At 68.0% G+C, this 16483-nt stretch carries 14 protein-coding genes and 1 tRNA gene; 6 read left to right on the forward strand and 9 right to left on the reverse strand.

The genetic code is table 11. The features are described 5' to 3' along the window. Positions 1–161 precede the first annotated feature (161 nt). Entirely contained in the window at positions 162–2282 is a 2121-nt protein-coding gene (locus tag AC5P7E_RS18815) for a methyl-accepting chemotaxis protein (protein ID WP_043034463.1), read from the reverse strand. Between the two features lie 182 nt (positions 2283–2464). Here AC5P7E_RS18815 and AC5P7E_RS18820 point away from each other — a divergent pair, with 182 nt between their 5' ends. Then, positions 2465–2920 carry an Rrf2 family transcriptional regulator gene (locus tag AC5P7E_RS18820; protein WP_114619044.1) on the forward strand — a complete coding sequence of 152 codons (456 nt, stop codon included), beginning with the start codon at positions 2465–2467 and terminating at the stop codon, positions 2918–2920. Further along, positions 2910–3815 carry an NAD(P)/FAD-dependent oxidoreductase gene (locus tag AC5P7E_RS18825; protein ID WP_005411581.1) on the forward strand — a complete coding sequence of 302 codons (906 nt, stop codon included), beginning with the start codon at positions 2910–2912 and terminating at the stop codon, positions 3813–3815. Before AC5P7E_RS18820 ends, AC5P7E_RS18825 begins: the two co-directional genes overlap by 11 nt. Positions 3816–3910: 95 nt before the next feature. On the opposite strand, the gene AC5P7E_RS18830 is transcribed toward AC5P7E_RS18825, so the two are convergent. The 4 genes from AC5P7E_RS18830 to AC5P7E_RS18845 all read right to left on the reverse strand — a co-directional run bounded on the left by AC5P7E_RS18830 (position 3911) and on the right by AC5P7E_RS18845 (position 8348). Continuing rightward, positions 3911–5131, reverse strand: a complete 1221-nt coding sequence (locus AC5P7E_RS18830) for an RtcB family protein (protein ID WP_076739692.1) — start codon at positions 5129–5131, stop codon at positions 3911–3913. 55 nt (positions 5132–5186) lie between these two features. Next, positions 5187–6311 (reverse strand): slipin family protein, encoded by a 1125-nt coding sequence (locus AC5P7E_RS18835; RefSeq protein ID WP_329761736.1) that lies wholly within the window; start codon positions 6309–6311, stop codon positions 5187–5189. Between the two features lie 357 nt (positions 6312–6668). After that, positions 6669–6742 (reverse strand) — tRNA-Thr (locus AC5P7E_RS18840). 649 nt (positions 6743–7391) lie between these two features. Further along, entirely contained in the window at positions 7392–8348 is a 957-nt protein-coding gene (locus tag AC5P7E_RS18845; RefSeq protein WP_049397671.1) for an aldo/keto reductase, read from the reverse strand. 169 nt (positions 8349–8517) lie between these two features. On the opposite strand from AC5P7E_RS18845, the gene AC5P7E_RS18850 reads away from it, so the two are divergent. The 3 genes from AC5P7E_RS18850 (at position 8518) to AC5P7E_RS18860 (ending at position 10341) form a co-directional block, all read left to right on the forward strand. Next, positions 8518–9375: a class I SAM-dependent methyltransferase gene (locus tag AC5P7E_RS18850; protein WP_005411577.1), complete on the forward strand. Its 858-nt coding sequence runs from the start codon at positions 8518–8520 to the stop codon at positions 9373–9375. 95 nt (positions 9376–9470) lie between these two features. Further along, a complete protein-coding gene (locus AC5P7E_RS18855) occupies positions 9471–9737 on the forward strand; it encodes a hypothetical protein (RefSeq protein ID WP_012481577.1) in 267 nt (88 codons plus the stop codon). A 64-nt stretch (positions 9738–9801) separates the two neighbouring features. Beyond that, positions 9802–10341, forward strand: coding sequence for a pseudouridine synthase (locus AC5P7E_RS18860; protein WP_032966114.1), 540 nt, complete (start codon positions 9802–9804; stop codon positions 10339–10341). Positions 10342–10430: 89 nt separating this feature from the next. On the opposite strand, the gene AC5P7E_RS18865 is transcribed toward AC5P7E_RS18860, so the two are convergent. Continuing rightward, entirely contained in the window at positions 10431–10805 is a 375-nt protein-coding gene (locus AC5P7E_RS18865; protein WP_005411574.1) for a hypothetical protein, read from the reverse strand. A 211-nt stretch (positions 10806–11016) separates the two neighbouring features. Continuing rightward, a complete protein-coding gene (hrpB, locus tag AC5P7E_RS18870; RefSeq protein ID WP_099473844.1) occupies positions 11017–13521 on the reverse strand; it encodes an ATP-dependent helicase HrpB in 2505 nt (834 codons plus the stop codon). 67 nt (positions 13522–13588) lie between these two features. Between hrpB and AC5P7E_RS18875 the strand changes: the two genes are divergently transcribed. Further along, positions 13589–14386 carry a TatD family hydrolase gene (locus AC5P7E_RS18875; RefSeq protein ID WP_043034484.1) on the forward strand — a complete coding sequence of 266 codons (798 nt, stop codon included), beginning with the start codon at positions 13589–13591 and terminating at the stop codon, positions 14384–14386. A 55-nt stretch (positions 14387–14441) separates the two neighbouring features. Here the strand turns inward: AC5P7E_RS18875 and AC5P7E_RS18880 are convergent, their stop codons facing one another. Together AC5P7E_RS18880 and panE are read right to left on the reverse strand one after the other, a co-directional pair. After that, on the reverse strand, positions 14442–15293 hold the full coding sequence (locus AC5P7E_RS18880; RefSeq protein WP_180882446.1) for a Rossmann-fold NAD(P)-binding domain-containing protein: 852 nt from the start codon (positions 15291–15293) through the stop codon (positions 14442–14444). Between the two features lie 29 nt (positions 15294–15322). Then, entirely contained in the window at positions 15323–16261 is a 939-nt protein-coding gene (gene panE / locus AC5P7E_RS18885) for a 2-dehydropantoate 2-reductase (RefSeq protein ID WP_114619043.1), read from the reverse strand. Positions 16262–16483 lie beyond the last annotated feature (222 nt).

Here is a 16483-nt window from a genome sequence, read left to right on the forward strand (position 1 = left end):
ACCCATGTGGTGGTGGGGTTGCCGGCCAGCGGCCGGCACTACCGCAGGTTACGGTGGGTGCGGACCGTTGGTCCGCACGGCCCCTGCCATCGCCCGACCAACGGTCGGGCGCTACCCATGTGGTGGTGGGGTTGCCGGCCGCTGGCCGGCAACCGGATCAATCAGGCCGCGCGCGCCAGCGCGTCCTTCGCTGCGGCGGTGGTCGACAGATCGAACACATCCACCGCGTCGATCAACCGGTTCGCCTGCTGCTCCAGGCTGCGCGCGGCGGCGCTGGCTTCCTCCACCAGCGCGGCATTCTGCTGGGTGGTGCCGTCCATCTGGATCACCGTCTGGCTGACCTGTTCGATGCCCGCGCTCTGCTCCTGCGAGGCGGCGGAGATCTCGGCCATGATGTCGGTGACGCGCTGCACCGACGCCACGATCTCGGCCATGGTGTCACCGGCCTCGCGCACGCGCCGTGCACCGTGGCCGACCTGTTCCACCGACGCTTCGATCAACGCCTTGATCTCCTTCGCGGCTGCCGCCGAACGCTGTGCCAGGGTGCGCACTTCGCTGGCAACCACCGCGAAGCCGCGGCCCTGCTCGCCGGCGCGTGCCGCTTCCACCGCGGCGTTCAGCGCCAGGATGTTGGTCTGGAAGGCGATGCCGTCGATCACGCTGATGATCTCGGCGATCTGCCGCGACGAGGTTTCGATCGCGCCCATCGTCGTCACCACCTGGCCGACCACGCTGCCGCCGTGAGAGGCAACGGTGTGCGCGCCGATCGCCAGCTGGTTGGCCTGGCGCGCATGCTCGGCGTTCTGGCGCACGGTGGAGGTCAGTTCCTCCATCGATGCCGCCGTCTCTTCCAGGTTGGCGGCCTGTTGTTCGGTACGGCGCGACAGATCGTTGTTGCCGGCGGCGATCTCCGCCGCCGCCGTGTGAATGTTGCCGGAGGCGTGCTTGATGTCGGTGACGATGGTTGCCAGCTGCGTAGCGGTGGTGTTGGCGTCGCCGGCGATACGCGCGAACACGCCCTGGAAATCACCGTGCATGCGCGCGCCGAGGCGGCCATCGGCAATCGCGCGCAGCATGCTGGAGACCTCGCCGAGGTTCAGTTCGGTGGTCTGCATCAATCGGTTCAAGCCGTCGACCATTGCGCGGAAATCATGCTCGAAGCGTGCGCTGTCGCCGCGCTGGCCGAAGTCACCGGCGGCGGCGGCTTCGGCCAGGCGGCGGATCTCGCCGTTGATCATGCCGAGATTGGCCTTGGCCGTATCCAACGCGTTGGTGATCACGGCCTTTTCGCCGGGCAGGCGTTCCATGTCCTGGCTGAGGTCACCGACGGCATAGCGGCCCATGATCGAGATCGCGCGCATCTTCACCTGGATGTGCGCGTCAACCAGCGTGTTGCAGTCGGCCACCATGGTGCCGAACGCGCCCGGGAACGCACTGGCATCCATGCGATGGCTGATGGTGCCGGCGTCATGCGCCTGCGCCATCGTCGCCTGTGCGTCCAGTACGCCGCGCAGCGTGGACTGCACCGCCTGCATCGCCTGCGCGAGGCGACCGATCTCGTCGCGGCTGCGCACCTGCACCACGTGCTGCAGATCACCGGCGGCCACGGCACGCGCAGCGGCTTCCACCGCCAGCACCGGCTGCACCACCGCGCGCCGCAGCCACCAGGCCAGGCCCATCAGCAGCAACACGGCGGCCAGCACGGTCAGCGCCGCGCACAGCAGCAGGGTCTGCCGCGCCTGCTGCGACCGCGCCGCTACGGTTGCTTCGGCCACCTGCGTGGCATGCGTGCTCAGCGCATCCAGTGCGGTCGCCACCGGGCGGTCCTTGCCACGCACCAGGTTGTCGCCGGCGGCGGGATCGTAGCCGGCTTCCGCAAACGCCTGCAGGGCGGCGTGGTAGTCCTTCTGCAGCTGCGTGTGCAGGCCGATGAAGGACTGTGCCAGTTCGCGCGTGCGTATGTCCGGGCTGGCTACGAGGCCCCTGGCCAGCTGCTCGACCAGGCGGCCCTCGCTGTCGAAGGCGTCCAGATGGCGCTGGCGCAGCGCGTCGTCGTGGCCGCGCAGCAGCACGTTCTTCCATTCCTGCACCTGGCCGCGGAACTCGCGCTGCAGGCGTTCGGCGTCGCGGCTGTGCGCGACTTCGGGTGGAACCTCGGTGGACAGCTTCAACCAGGCGGAGGCCAGGCCCGCCAATGCGCACAGCAGGACCACGGCCAGACCAACGGAAACCGCGCCGAGCAGCTTGGACTGCAGGCGCGGAGCACGGACAGACGCTTTCATGGAAGGGACTCTCGGGAAGGGGCAATGCGGTATCGACCTGTCCCCAAGCGTCTGAAGTGCGACACTCATCACATTACCGTTTCGTTTAGTGATGTGAAGGAGATGTTTCATAGGACAAATGTGTCCATATGGAACGAAAGAAGACCCTCGACAGAGAATTTAAATGTAACTATCGTTGTTACATGAAATCCGCAAATCCACTGTCCGACGCCCTGCATGTGATGGCGCACCTGGTCGGCCATGCCGCCCCGCGTACGTCCGAGCAGCTGGCGACCTGCCTGCCGACGCATCCGGTGGTGATCCGTCGCCTGCTGGCACAGCTGCACAAGGCCGGCCTGGTGCGCAGCACCCGCGGCCACGGCGGCGGCAGCCTGCTGGCACGCGACGCCGCGGCGATCACCCTGCATGACATCTACCTGGCGGTGGGCGCACCACCGCTGGTCCAGGTCGGCGCACGCGACTCCGGCGGTGGCTGCCCGATCCAGCAGCTGGTCAACAGCGCCCTGCTCGAGGGTGCACGCGAGGCGCAGCGCCTGCTCGAACAACGCTTGCAGGCGACCACCCTGGATCAGCTCGGCGCCGACTTCGCCCGCCATCTTGCCCATCACCGTTCCCTGGAAGGTCACCATGAATCCTGACGTGCTCATCGTCGGCGGCAGCTATGCCGGCATTGCCGCCGGCCTGATCCTGGCCCGTGCCCGTCGCCCGGTCACCGTCATCGACGCCGGTTCGCCGCGCAACCGTTTCGCCAGTCATTCGCACGGGGTGCTCGGGCTGGATGGCATCAGTGGCGCCGAGCTGCTGAAGACGGCGCGCCAACAGCTGCTGGACTACCCCACGGTGCGTTGGGTGCATGCCGAAGCCGTGCAGGCCACCGCCAGCGCCGAAGGCGTGGAAGTGCGTACCGCCGATGGCCAGGTGCTGGCCGCGCGCAAGCTGCTGCTGGCCAGCGGTATTGCCGACCAGTTGCCGGCGTTGCCGGGCCTCGCCGAGCGCTGGGGCAGCACCGTGCTGCACTGCCCGTACTGTCATGGCTATGAAGTGGGTGGTGGTGCCATTGGCCTGCTTGGTGGTCATCCGATGTCCGCCAGCAAGGCGCCGCTGTTCGCGGACTGGGGCAATGTCACGTTCTTCAGCATGGGACTGGACATCACGGATGAGGAACGCGCTGCCATGCAGCAGCGCGGCGTGCAGATCGAGACGTCGCCCGTGCTGGGCGTGCAGGGCGACCAGCCGACCTGGCTGGAAGTGGAGCTGGCCGACGGCCGCCGAATCGCCCAGCGTGCGTTGTTCGTGCCGGCCACCCAGGCGATGGCCACGCCATTGGTGCAGCAGCTGGGCTGCACGTTGGTCGAGAGCCCGCTGGGCGTGCTGATCGAGGTCGATGCGATGAAGCAGACCTCGGTGCCGAACGTGTATGCCGCAGGCGATGCGACCACGGTGGGCAACATCACCCTGGCCATGGCCGAAGGCGTGCGCGCGGGCATCGGCGTGCACCATGCGCTGGTGGCCGAGGACAGCGTGCCGCGCTGAATGTGCCGGGGTCAGATCCCTTTCGCAGAAAGGGATCTGACCCCCGACGCCACGTGTTGCTCTGGTAGAGGCCGGCCTTGGCCGGCACCGCTCCATTACCCCTTCACGCACAGCACCTGCCGCAGCGTGTGCACCACGTCGACCAGGTCCAGCTGCGCGGCCATCACATCGTCGATCGACTTGTACGCGGCCGGTGACTCGTCCAGCACGCCACTGTCCTTGCGGCATTCCACGTGCGCGGTGGCCTCGCGGTGCTGGGCCAGCGTGATCTGCTGGCGCGCCGTGCCACGGCTCATCACCCGGCCGGCGCCGTGGCTGCAGCTGTGGAAGCTGTCCGCGTTGCCCTTGCCGCGCACGATGTAGCTGCGCGTGCCCATGCTGCCGGGAATGATGCCCAGCTCGCCCTCACGCGCGCTGACCGCGCCCTTGCGCGTCACCAGCAGTTCCTGGCCGTTGTGCATCTCCTTCTGCACGTAGTTGTGGTGGCAGTTCACCGCCATCGCTGCCAGCTGGAACTTCGGCAGCCGGTGGCGCATCTCGGCCAGCACGCGCGACATCATCGCCTCGCGGTTCTGCCGGGCGTAGTCCTGCGCCCACGACACCGCTTCGACGTAGTCATCGAACAGCGGCTCGCCTTCCATGAAGAACGCCAGGTCCTTGTCCGGCAGGTGGAAGCCCAGCACGCGCCGGGCCAGTTCCTCGCGCGCCTTCTCGATGAAGTAGGTGCCGATCAGGTTGCCGGTACCGCGTGAGCCGCTGTGCAGCATCACCCACACCGTGTCCGTCTCGTCCAGGCACAGTTCGATGAAGTGATTGCCGCCGCCCAGCGTACCCAGCTGGCGGTCCAGCTTGTCGGTGCGGATGCGGCGGTGCTTGTCCTTGATCTTCTCCAGGCCGGCGGCCAGCCCGGACTGCACCAGCCGGGTGTGGATGCTGTCGGGCATGCGGTGATGCTCGCCGCCACGGCCATTGCCGACCGGGATGCTGCGCTCGATGCTGTTGCGCAGCTGCCGCAGGTCATCGGGCAGGTCATCGGCGCGCAGCGTGGTACGCACCGCCGCCATGCCGCAGCCGATGTCGACGCCGACCGCGGCCGGGATGATCGCCCCGCGGGTCGGGATCACCGAGCCTACGGTCGCGCCCTTGCCCAGGTGCACGTCCGGCATCACGGCCACCCACGGCCCGACGAACGGGATCGCAGCGATGTTGCGCAGCTGCTCATGCGCCTGCGCTTCCAGCGGCACACCGTTGACCCAGCCCTTGATCGGCGTGGTGCCCTCGGCATGCAGCCATTGATAGTTCTGTTGAGTGTCCATGTCTTCCTTAATGTCATTGATGGGCCGGCGGCGCGTCCCTGCGCCACCGCTACCCCTACCTGATCGTCACCAGCTGCTTCAGCACGCCATCCAGGCCGCCGAACACGGTGAGCGTGTCGATCTTCTCGGTGACCTTCTCCAGTGCCTCCAGCTCCTTCAAGCGCATCAGCACCGGGTTGTCCTCGATCAGCTTTGCGGTGTTGAGCTGCGAACGCGTGGCGTTGGCCTCCTCGCGGCGACGGATCACGCTGGCCTGGGCCTGCTTTTCGGCCAGCACCACGCCGTTGAGGATCTCCTTCATCTCGCCCGGCAGGATCACGTCCTTGATGCCGACGCCGAGCAAGCGCACGCCGTGGCCTTCGATCGCCGCCTGCACATGCGCAGCGATCTCGCCGTCCAGTGCCGCCTTGTCACCCAGCAGCTCGTCCAAGCTGCGCGCGGCAATTGCCTGGCGCAGGCCGAACTGCAGCTGCCGGTAGACGAACTCATCGGCATTGCTGAGCGTGCGGTGCGCACGCACCGGGTCGACCACCTGCACGGTCGCGGCCAGGTTCACCCGCAGGGTCACCTTGTCGCGGCTGAGCAGTTCCTGGCCGGACACGTCCAGTGAACGTGCACGCAGTTCCACACGCTCCACCGACACGTTGCCGTTGAAGTTCCAGAACGCGTGCAGGCCGGCGTCCAGCGTCTGCCGCAGCGTGCCATCGATGAACAGCAGGCCGACCGACTCGCTCGGCACCGTGCTGATCACCGCCACACGCGGCAGCACGCCCAATTGACCCAGCCGCTGCTGCACGTCGGCCGGAATGCGCGGCTCGTCACCCAACGCCATTACCTGCACCTGGGTATCGACCGAACCGCGCCAGTACAGACGGCGGCTGCCCGGCGGCAGCACTTCATCGATGCGGCCGTTGCGCAGCAACAGGCCGACCTCGCTGGCGCCGACGTTGGCCAGCACGAAGTGCGTGTCCAGCTGTGCGCCCAGCGCTTCGATCAGGCTGTCCTGGTCGCTGCCGGTGTAGGCCGCGCCCTCCGATGCAGTGTGGATGTCCACGTGCGGCCGGCCGCCGAACGGCGACAGGCGGTGCACGCCCGGCAGCAGGATCTGCTGGAAACGACGGTTGCGATACACCAGGCCGCGCTCGCCGTCGCCGATCACGACCTTGATGGTCCAGAACATGGGAGTCTCTCCTTGTATGGCTCTGGTGGTTCGACCCGTTGCGGATGAATCGCCATGACCCGGGTCGATCCGGTCGTGGCGAGGCTGCCTGCACATCACGTGCAGGCAGCGGAAGAGGGCGGCCATCGGCGGACGGTCCGCGCGCGGAGCCTTCGATGCGCCGGCAGTGCTGCCATCGTCGTTCCCGGCAGGCAGCACCGGTGCGGAACGTGGCTGGCAGTGGCGGCGGGCCGGGGCCCGGCGTGAGGTCCGTTGCCTTCCACGTTCCTGCCCGAAGGCGATGTCGGTGGACGGCGACGATGGCCGCTGGGGCTTGCGCCCCGGGTGTTGCTTCAAGTCATGACGTGACAGGTCATGTGGTTTGGAGTGGGAATCGAACCCACGACAGACGGATTACGGATCCGTTGCTCTGACCAAGCTGAGCTATCCAGTTGGGGACCGCGCGGAATCGAACCGCGTACCGGCGAACCGGTGCCTGCCTCCAGCAGGCGATCCAGGCGATGGCATGTCCGCGACCTCCGGCATACGCCACGGCAACGCCGCGCGCACCAGCCCGTGGTTGAAACGGGACCGTTGGATAATCGAGGGTGCAGGCCACCGACATTATCGGCGAGCGATAATGTTCTGATGCGATGCAGATAATGTCCAGGCGCTGCCAGTCGCGCGAAGTAAATCCTTCGGCGGGGCGGGAAAAGCCTGGGTCAGTGAGCGGCGGGTCGCCGCGCGGGGTGCAGTTCTGGCATCGCGGGTCCTTGTGTCGACGCAAACGAAAACGCCCCCGGGACTTGCGTTCCGAGGGCGTCGTCAGGCCTCGGAGATCGGGGTGGCCGATCTCCGCAGGGCGGGTATCAGGCCGTTGTCAGCTGGTCTTCCTTGCCGAACGCGCGCGCCGGCCCGTCCATGCGCAGGCATGGCAGCAGTTTGGCGATGGCGACGGAATGCGCGTTCAAGGGAAGTTTCCAGTGGTTGTTGAAACGAGGTGCGCACGATAAACCACGATTTAGTCGTGCGCAACCATTTTGTTCAATTATTTTCTGCGGTATGTGTGCAATGCCGGCCAGCGGCCGGCACTACCGGCCCTCACGCTTCCGCGCTGGCGGCATCCAGCTGCGCGACATCGTGCACGCTCAGCGACACGTTGGCCGCCGCCAGCAGATCGTGCAGCTGCTCGACGCTGGTGGCGCTGACGATCGGCGCGGTGATCGACGGCCGTGCGATCTGCCATGCCAGCGCGATCTGCGCGGCACTGGCGTTGTGCTTGCTGGCCACGTCATCCAGTGCCTGCAGGATGCGCAGGCCACGCGGATTCAGATAGCGCTTCACCACGTTCTCGCCACGCGCCGGGCTCTTGGCCGCATCGGCCGGCGTGCGGTACTTGCCGCTGAGGAAGCCACTGGCCAGCGCGTAGTAGCCGATCACGCCGATCTGTTCGCGCTGCACCAGCGGTTCCAGTTCCTTTTCGTAGCCGGCGCGGTCATACAGGTTGTACTCCGGCTGCAGGGTTTCGTAACGCGGCAGCTTGTAGTCGGTGGACACCTTCAGCGCATCGGCCAGGCGCGTGGCGCTGTAGTTGGAAGCACCGATCGCACGCACCTTGCCAGCTTCGATCAACCGGCCGAATGCAGCCAGGGTCGCTTCCAGCGGCGTCGACTCGTCATCCTCGTGGGCCTGGTACAGATCGATCACGTCGGTCTGCAGGCGGCGCAGCGAATCCTCGACCGCCGCATTGATGTTGTCCGGGGTCAGGCCGGGGCGTTCGGCCCACTTGGCCACCTTGGTCGCCAGCACCACCTTGTCGCGCTTGCCGCTGCGGGCAAACCACTTGCCGATCAGCGTCTCCGATTCGCCGCCGGCATTGCCCGGCACCCAGGCCGAATACACATCGGCGGTGTCGACCAGGTTGAAGCCGGCGTCGACGAAGGCATCGAGCAGGGCGAAGCTGGCCTTCTCATCGGCGCTCCAGCCGAACACGTTGCCACCGAAGGCGAGCGGACGTACATGCAGGCCGGAACGGCCCAGTTCGCGGGTTGCCGTCATGGGCACGGACTCCTTGGGGGAAGTGCTCCAGAATAAAACGCGTAGTGTGACCGTGCTGCGGCGGCGACCACAAAACAGTGTTCCGCGATACGCACGCAGCTAACGTTTTGTGAACACCTGGGACGCCGCGGCTGCTAGTCTCGCCGCATCTTCCGCTGGAGTCGCTCCGATGATGCCTGCTTCGTCCCTGCGTGGTTGCCGCCTGCTGCTTGCTTCGGCCCTGTTTGCCGCTGTTCCCGCGTTCGCCGCACCGGCCACGGTGGCGCCGGCGAAGATCCAGGTGTCGCCGGCCATCGACGCGGCGGTGAAGGCACCCACCCGTGATGCCAACAACGTCAAGCGCGACGGCTTCCGCCACCCGGCGCAGACGCTGTCGTTCTTCAAGGTGACGCCGGAAAAGACCGTCATCGAGATCACCCCCGGCAACGGCTGGTACTCGGAGATCCTGGCGCCCCTGCTGCACGACAAGGGCCACTACGTTGCTGCGGTGGTCGATCCGATGGCGGTGCCCGAAGGCCGCGGCCGTGACTACCAGCAGCGCAGCCGCGACAGCCTGGAAAAGAAGTACGCCGCTGCACCGGCACAGTTCGGCAAGACTGCCGTGGTCGCCTACGATCCGGCCAAGCCGGTGTTCGGCCCGGCCGGTTCAGCCGATGTGGTGCTGACCTTCCGCAACGTGCACAACTGGCGCAAGGCCGGCCAGGCGCAGGGCATGTTCCAGGGCTTCTTCAACGTGCTCAAGCCGGGCGGCGTGCTGGGCGTGGTCGAGCACCGCGCCAAGGCCGACGTGGCCGACGACGATGACACCGGCTATGTCGGCCAGCAGCAGGTGATCGCGATGGCCGAGGCCGCCGGCTTCAGGTTGGACGCGCGCAGCGAGGTCAACGCCAACCCGCGCGACACCAAGGACCACCCGAACGGCGTGTGGACGCTGCCGCCGACTAACCAGCACGACAAGGCCGACGAGGCGAAGTACCAGGCGATCGGCGAAAGCGACCGCATGACCCTGCGCTTCATCAAGCCGTAAAGCGGGGCGCCGGGCCGTGCTTGGTGAGCGCGCAGCGCGGTGTTGGGCGGAATGGGTAGCGGCCGGGCAATGCCCGGCGCTGCCACCAATGGAGTGTGCTGTTGAAGAAAGTGCTGTACTTCGCCTTCGCATTGATGGCGCTGCCGCGGTTGTACGACTTCGTGTTCCATGCGGGTCACGTGCATGATCTCGTGGCGGCGGCAGGTTTTGCGGTGCTGCTCGTGGGCTGCCTGTGGGACGAACGTGCGCGCAGGGCCTGCCCACCGGTAGCGCGGCTACGGTATCGCGCCAACGCTGCCGCCACGTGCGGCGCCGTGGTGGTGCTCGTTGCGCTGTTGATGGAAAGGAAGGTCTTCGGCTGAGTGGTGATCGCGGCGGCGATGCGGGAATGGGACAATGCCCCACCCGCCGACTGCCGTGCCCGCAATGCTGATCGCCTTCAACAAGCCCTTCAACGTGCTCTGCCAGTTCACCGACCGCAGCGTACCGCCGCGGCCGACGCTGGCCGGGTTCGGCCTGCCGCCGCGCGTGTATGCCGCCGGTCGCCTGGACCATGACAGCGAAGGCCTGCTGCTGCTGACGGATAACGGTACGCTGGCGCACAAGCTGACCGACCCCAGGCACAAGGCCGATAAGACCTACTGGGTGCAGGTGGAAGGCACGCCCAGCGATGAGCAGCTGCAAGGGCTGCGCGATGGGGTGGAGCTGAATGACGGGCCGACCTTGCCGGCGAAGATCGAGCGCCTCGATCCGGCGCCGTCGCTGTGGACACGCGATCCGCCGGTGCGCTTCCGCAAGACCGTGCCCGATGCCTGGCTGGCGATCACGATCCGCGAGGGCCGCAACCGCCAGGTGCGGCGGATGACCGCGGCAGTGAACCTGCCAACGCTGCGGCTGGTGCGGGTGGCAATGGGGCCCTACCGGCTGGACGACCTGCAGCCGGGGCAGTGGCGGCAGATCGGTTGAAACAGAAAGGCCGGATACCTCGCGGCATCCGGCCCTGACTCGGGGTCAGATCCCTTCCGCAGGAAGGGCTCTGACCCGGTCGGTCACACTCAGGCGTCGCTGCCGATATCGCTGTGCTCGTCCACCACGGTGTCGTTGCGGCGGTCGCGTGCGTTGATGCGCTGCGCCTGCCCATTCACCACGTGGCCATTGGCAGCCTTCTTCTTCTGCTGCTTGCGGTACAGCGCATAGCCGAGCAGGCCGACGCCGACGGCAGCCGCGGCAATGGTCACGGCCGGGTTGCGGCGGGCGAACTTGGTGGCGACCTTGCCGCCGGTCTTCACTGCGCCGAGGGCGGCGCCGGTCTTGATCCAGTCCGCGTTGCGCAGGCTGCCACCGGCGCTCTTCAGGCCATCGCCGGCGGTGTGGGCCAGCTCCAAGGCGCGCTCCAGAGCGCGGTCGGTGATTACGGTCAGCTTGCTCATGCGGGGGTCCTTTGCCTCGGGTCGAAGTCCAGTGTCGCGTGTTGCCCGTAAACGGTATGTCAGTCGGGGACGCAGGCGGTGTGACTTTAGCGTAGCCATTCAGGATCAGGCAGGGTGGGTCGGATCCCTTTCCGTTGGGAAACGGCTCTGACCCCAGCGCCACGCCTGGGGTCAGAGCCCATCGCGATGCAATGGGATCCGACCCCGCCCGTCAGGTTCCGCGCGGCTTGGCCCGGTGCGTGGCCGTCGCCGTCCACGGATCATCCGGCCATGGGTGGCGCGGGTAACGGCCCTTCATCTCCTTTTTCACTTCGGCGTAGGTGCTTTCCCAGAAGTTGCGCAGGTCCTGGGTGACCTGCAGCGGGCGGCCACCGGGGGAGAGCAGGTGCAGGGTCAGCGGCACGCGGCCATCGGCGATGCGCGGCGTGTCGGCCAGGCCGAACAGTTCCTGCAGCTTCACCGCCAGCACCGGCGGCAGCGGATCGCCGCTCTCGCTGTCCAGCGCATAGGTGATCGGCCGCTCCAGTCCGGACGGCACGGTGATGCGGGTCGGTGCGTGGCGTTCGACCAGCTGCCGTTGTGACCACTCCAGTGGCGATTTCAGCGCTTCGCCGAAGCTGGATTCGTCCAGCGCATCCAGTCGCGTCTTGCCGGCGAACGCGGGCTGCAGCCACTGCGCACGGTTGGCCAGCAGGGCGTCGTCGCTGCAGTCGGGCAGGCCAAGCTCGGGCATCCAGCGGCGCAGCGATTCCACCCGTGCCTGCCACTGGCGCAGGCCTTCGGTCCACGGCAGCGCCTGCAGGCCGAGCTCGGCCACCGCATCGGTCAGCGCCTGCGCGGCGTGCTGCGGATCGACCCGGCCGGCCGAGCGGCTGTCCAACACGATCCGGTCGAAACGGGTCTCGCGCAGGGCCACCAGGGCGCGGCGCTCGCTGTCCCAGCGCACCACGTCTTCGGTGACGAAGCGCTCCGGCCACGCCCTGCGCAGCTGGCCTTCGTCCACCGGTGCGGCACGCAGCAGCAGCGCATCGCGTGCCTCAAAGCGAAGCTCGCTGGCCACCAGCCACGGTTCGCCACGCAGGTCGCTCAGCTCGTGCAGGCGCGCGCTGCGCCCATTGGCCAGCAGGTAACGCAGTGGATCGCTGGGATGCTGGAAGCCGATCCGATCAGGGAAGGCGTGAGCGAGCAGGTCGCCCAGCTCATGGGCCTCGATGCTGGCCGGCGGCGTGGCTTCGCAGCGCAGGCGGCGACGCCACTGCTTGGCGGCGGCATCGATGGCGGCCAGCCCGCTGCGGTTGGCATCGCCCGGTGTGCGGCCATTGCGGAACGCGGCCAGTGCGCGCCAGCGGCTCGCCAGCGCGTCACCGCCCTGGCGCAGCGGATCGCGCGCTTCCAGCAGCGCGGCCAGATCGGCGGCCAGCGCCTGCGAACGTGTATCGGGCGCGGCCAGCAGCATCGCCGCCATCCGTGGGTGCGTACCCAGCGCCAGTACGCGGCGGCCGAGTGCGGTGATCGCACCACTGCTGGACAATGCGCCCAACCGCTGCAGCAGTTCGCGGGCGGCGCCCATCGGGCCGGCAGGTGGCGCATCGAGGAAGCGCAGGTCGCTGCTGCCCCAGGCGGCCAGTTCCAGTGCCAGTCCGGCCAGTTCCACCTGGTCGATCTCGGCGCGGCGCTGCGGCTCCAATCGCTGCGACTGCGGCCACAGCCGCCAGGCCACGCCTTCGGCCACGCGACCGGCGCGACCGGCGCGCTGGTCGGCCGACGCCTGGGCGATGGACACCACGTCCAGCCGGGTGAAGCCGCTGTTGGGGTCGTAGCGCGGTTCGCGTGCCTGGCCGCTGTCGATCACCACGCGCACGCCGGGCAGGGTCACCGACGACTCGGCCACGTTGGTGGCCAGCACCACGCGGCGGCGGCCATCGCTGGCGGCCTGCAGCACGCGCGCCTGCTGTTCCACCGGCAGCTCACCATGCAGGGCCAGTACTTCGACGCCGGCATCCAGCGATTCCTGCAGTCCAGCCTGCACCCGCGCGATCTCGCGCTGGCCGGGCAGGAACACCAGCAGGTCACCGGGGTGATCGGCCAGGGCCTGCTGCACCGCGCGGCGCACCTGCAGCTCCAGCGTCTCATCGCGGCGCGCCGGGAAATGGCTGACCGTCACCGGGTAGCTGCGGCCCTCGCTGCTCAGCCGCGGCGCATCGAGGAAGCGTGCCAGGCGCTCGCCATCCAGCGTGGCCGACATCACTACCAGTCGCAGGTCATCGCGCAGCTGCGCCTGCACGTCCAGCGCCAGCGCCAGGCCGAGGTCACCGCTGAGATGGCGCTCGTGGAATTCGTCGAACAGGATCGCACCGACTTCTTCCAGCATCGGGTCGTCCTGCAGCATGCGGGTCAGGATGCCTTCGGTGACGACTTCAATGCGGGTGCGTGCCGAGACCTTGTTCTCGAAGCGGATGCGGTAGCCGACCGTGCCGCCGACCTCTTCGCCCAGCTGCCGTGCCATGAACAGCGCGGCGCTGCGTGCGGCGACCCGGCGCGGCTCCAGCAGGATGATTTTCCGGCCTTGCAGCCATGGCGCTTCGAGCAGGGCCAGTGGTACCTGGGTGGTCTTGCCGGCGCCGGGCGGGGCTTCCAGCACCAGCCGTGGCTGCACGGCCAGGTGCTGCTGGATCTGCGGCAGCAGCGGGGAAATCGGGAAGAGCGGGGCATTCATGGGCAAAGGATAAGGGGCCATGGCGGCCGCAGGTACAATGCGCGGGCACTTTTCCCCCGCGATGACCATGCACCTGATCGATATCGGCGCCAACCTGACCCACGACTCCTTCGACCGCGACCGCGATGCCGTGCTGGACCGCGCACGGCAGGCCGGCGTGGTGCAGATGGTCATCACCGGTGCCAGCCGCGAGCACTCGCCGCTGGCCGTGCAGCTGGCGCAGCAGCACCCGGGCTTTCTGTATGCCACCGCCGGCGTGCACCCGCATCATGCGGTGGAGTACACCGAGGAATGTGATGCCGAGATGCGCGCGCTGCATGACCACCCGGAAGTGGTGGCGGTGGGTGAGTGCGGGCTGGACTACTTCCGTGACTTCTCGCCGCGCCCGGCGCAGCACCGTGCCTTCGAGCGCCAGTTGCAGCTGGCCGCGGACAATGGCAAGCCGCTGTTCCTGCACCAGCGCGACGCGCATGCCGATTTCATGGCACAGATGAAGAACTTCGAAGGTCGCATCGGCCCGGCGGTGGTGCATTGCTTCACCGGCGAACGCGACGAGCTGTTCGACTACCTGGACCAGGACTGGTACATCGGCATCACCGGCTGGCTGTGCGATGAGCGCCGTGGCGCGCACCTTCGCGAACTGGTGAAGAACATCCCGGCCAACCGCCTGATGATCGAGACCGATGCGCCCTACCTGCTGCCACGCACGCTGAAGCCGATGCCGAAGGACCGCCGCAACGAACCGATGTTCCTCTCGCATATCGTGGAAGAACTGGCACGTGACCGTGGCGAGGACGTTGCAGTGACGGCGGCCAATGCCACTGCCGCCACGCGTGCGTTCTTCCGCCTGCCCGACGCGGGTTGATGGGAGTGCCGGTCGCTGGCCGGCAATCAACCGTGGTGCCGGCCAGCGGCCGGCACTACCGGAGCAGGTCGCGCAGGCCCTCACGGTAGCTGGGGAAGCGCGGCTGCCACGCCAGCGCTTCACGCGTGCCACGACTGTCGATGCGCTTGTTGCTCTCGTAGAAGCGGCGTAGCGTCGGGCTGAGTGCAGGGTCGTCCCAGGCCACGGCAGGTGGCATCGCAAACCCGCCCAGCTTCGCGGCGAAGGCCAGCACATCCTGCGGTGGTGCCGGCTCGTCATCGCTGGGCAGGTATATCCCCTGCGCAACCGGTCGCTGCATCGCCGCGACGATCACTGCCGCAAGATCCTCTACGTGCAGGCGGTTGAACGCCAGGCCCGGCCGAACCACATGGCGGGCACGGCCCTGTGACAGCTGCAGCAACGCATTGCGCCCCGGCCCGTACAGGCCGGGCAGGCGGAACACCGCCGAAGCGATGCCACGTACCTCTGCAAGCGCACGCCATTGCGCTTCGGCACGCAGGCGCTGCACGCCGGCTGCTTCGGTGGCATCGGCTGCGCTGTGCTCGTCAACCCAGCCGCCGGCCCGATCGGCATACACCGACGTGGACGACAGATAGCCCACCCAGCGCAGTGCCGGGCTGGCCCGCAGAGCCGGCAGCAGCAGGCGCAGTGCCGGGTCGCCCGCGGCATCTGGCGGCACGCTGCACAGCACGGCCTCGGCCTGCGCGACCTCATCGAGCAGGGCGGGCGACGGTGGGGAGTCAGCGTGCAGCTGATGCCGCAGCAGGCCATCGTCCGGCGCCGACGAGGGGCTACGCACCGTGCCGACGACGTGCACGCCCCGCGCCTGCAGATGCGGGGCCAGCACGCATCCGCTCCAGCCCATACCGAGGATCAGCACCCGCATAGGCAGCGCGCCGGCCTGCAACGGGAGGCTCACGCGCCGCGCAGTGCCTGGTAGGCCTGCAGGCTGCTGTAGGCGACCTGCAGCAGCAGGGCTTCCTGATCGGCCTTGCGTGCACGCGCCAGCATGTCGCCGACGATCTGTTCGGCCTCTACCTGCTGGCCTGCTTCCAGATCCCGCAGCATCGACGCCTTCAATGCAGAGCCGGCCTGGGTGAGGGTGCCGCGCGCGGTGTCCTGCGCGGCATCGGGAATCGGCTCACCGGCAGCTTCGGCCACGGCCAGGCATTCGTCGTACAGGCCGCGCACGATCGCCTCGCCATCATCGGTGGCGACGATGGTGCCGATATCCGCGCGAAGCAGGCAGGTAGCAGCGGCCAGCGCGGTCAGGAAGGTGTACTTGATCCACTGTTCCTGGCCGATGTGTTCGCTCGCCAGGTGATCAAGATGGGCCTGCGCGCAGGCAGCGGCGAAGGCACGCACGCGTGCGGACGCCGCGCCGCCATCGCGCTCGCCGAAGGTGAGCTTGGCCGGCTTGCCCAGGTGCAGCACCGCACCGTCGGGGGCCTTGGTGGCGCTGATGAAGCACAGGCCGCCGAGCACGGCGTCGCGGCCGAAGCGCAGGTCCAGCGCGTTGTAGTGGTGCAGGCCGTTGAGGATCGGCAGCACGGTGGTGTTCGCGCCCACGGCTGGAGCAATGGCGTCGATCGAGCCGTCGAGGTCGTAGACCTTGCAGCTGAGGATGACCAGATCGAACGGCTTCTGCGCAGCCAATGCGGGCAGCGCATCGGCGGTGACGTGCTGCACCGGGAAGCTGGCATCGCCGAGCGGGCTGCGGATGACCAGGCCATCGCGGTCCAGCTGGGCGGCGCGCGCGGGGCGCACGAGGAAGGTCACGTCCACGCCGGCCTGGGCCAGGCGACCACCGAAGTAACCGCCGGTACCGCCGGCGCCGAGGATCAGGATGCGCATTGCACGTTCACCGCTTTCTGGGGAATCAGGTCTGCGATTGTGCCGGAGATTGCGGCCAACGGCGGAGCCCCTCGTGGTGGTTCGCGCAGTTGGTTTCATGAGCTGGGTCGTGTGCGATGGGTTCGCGGGGGACGCCGTGAACCCCGCTCCGCGGTCCGGCCCAGCCGCTGGCGGCTGTGCGTTCGGGCGCTTGCGAAGCAATGCTTCGCAAGCAAAGCGCCC

The organism is Stenotrophomonas sp. YJH_SMC_25 (assembly GCF_059369595.1).

Coding starts and splice junctions, on each gene's coding strand:
- AC5P7E_RS18815 (WP_043034463.1), bottom strand. CDS start 2,282: ATGAAAGCGTCTGTCCGTGCTCCGCGCCTGCAGTCCAAGCTGCTCGGC.
- AC5P7E_RS18820 (WP_114619044.1), top strand. CDS start 2,465: ATGAAATCCGCAAATCCACTGTCCGACGCCCTGCATGTGATGGCGCAC.
- AC5P7E_RS18825 (WP_005411581.1), top strand. CDS start 2,910: ATGAATCCTGACGTGCTCATCGTCGGCGGCAGCTATGCCGGCATTGCC.
- AC5P7E_RS18830 (WP_076739692.1), bottom strand. CDS start 5,131: ATGGACACTCAACAGAACTATCAATGGCTGCATGCCGAGGGCACCACG.
- AC5P7E_RS18835 (WP_329761736.1), bottom strand. CDS start 6,311: ATGTTCTGGACCATCAAGGTCGTGATCGGCGACGGCGAGCGCGGCCTG.
- AC5P7E_RS18845 (WP_049397671.1), bottom strand. CDS start 8,348: ATGACGGCAACCCGCGAACTGGGCCGTTCCGGCCTGCATGTACGTCCG.
- AC5P7E_RS18850 (WP_005411577.1), top strand. CDS start 8,518: ATGATGCCTGCTTCGTCCCTGCGTGGTTGCCGCCTGCTGCTTGCTTCG.
- AC5P7E_RS18860 (WP_032966114.1), top strand. CDS start 9,802: ATGCTGATCGCCTTCAACAAGCCCTTCAACGTGCTCTGCCAGTTCACC.
- AC5P7E_RS18865 (WP_005411574.1), bottom strand. CDS start 10,805: ATGAGCAAGCTGACCGTAATCACCGACCGCGCTCTGGAGCGCGCCTTG.
- hrpB (WP_099473844.1), bottom strand. CDS start 13,521: ATGAATGCCCCGCTCTTCCCGATTTCCCCGCTGCTGCCGCAGATCCAG.
- AC5P7E_RS18875 (WP_043034484.1), top strand. CDS start 13,589: ATGCACCTGATCGATATCGGCGCCAACCTGACCCACGACTCCTTCGAC.
- AC5P7E_RS18880 (WP_180882446.1), bottom strand. CDS start 15,293: ATGCGGGTGCTGATCCTCGGTATGGGCTGGAGCGGATGCGTGCTGGCC.
- panE (WP_114619043.1), bottom strand. CDS start 16,261: ATGCGCATCCTGATCCTCGGCGCCGGCGGTACCGGCGGTTACTTCGGT.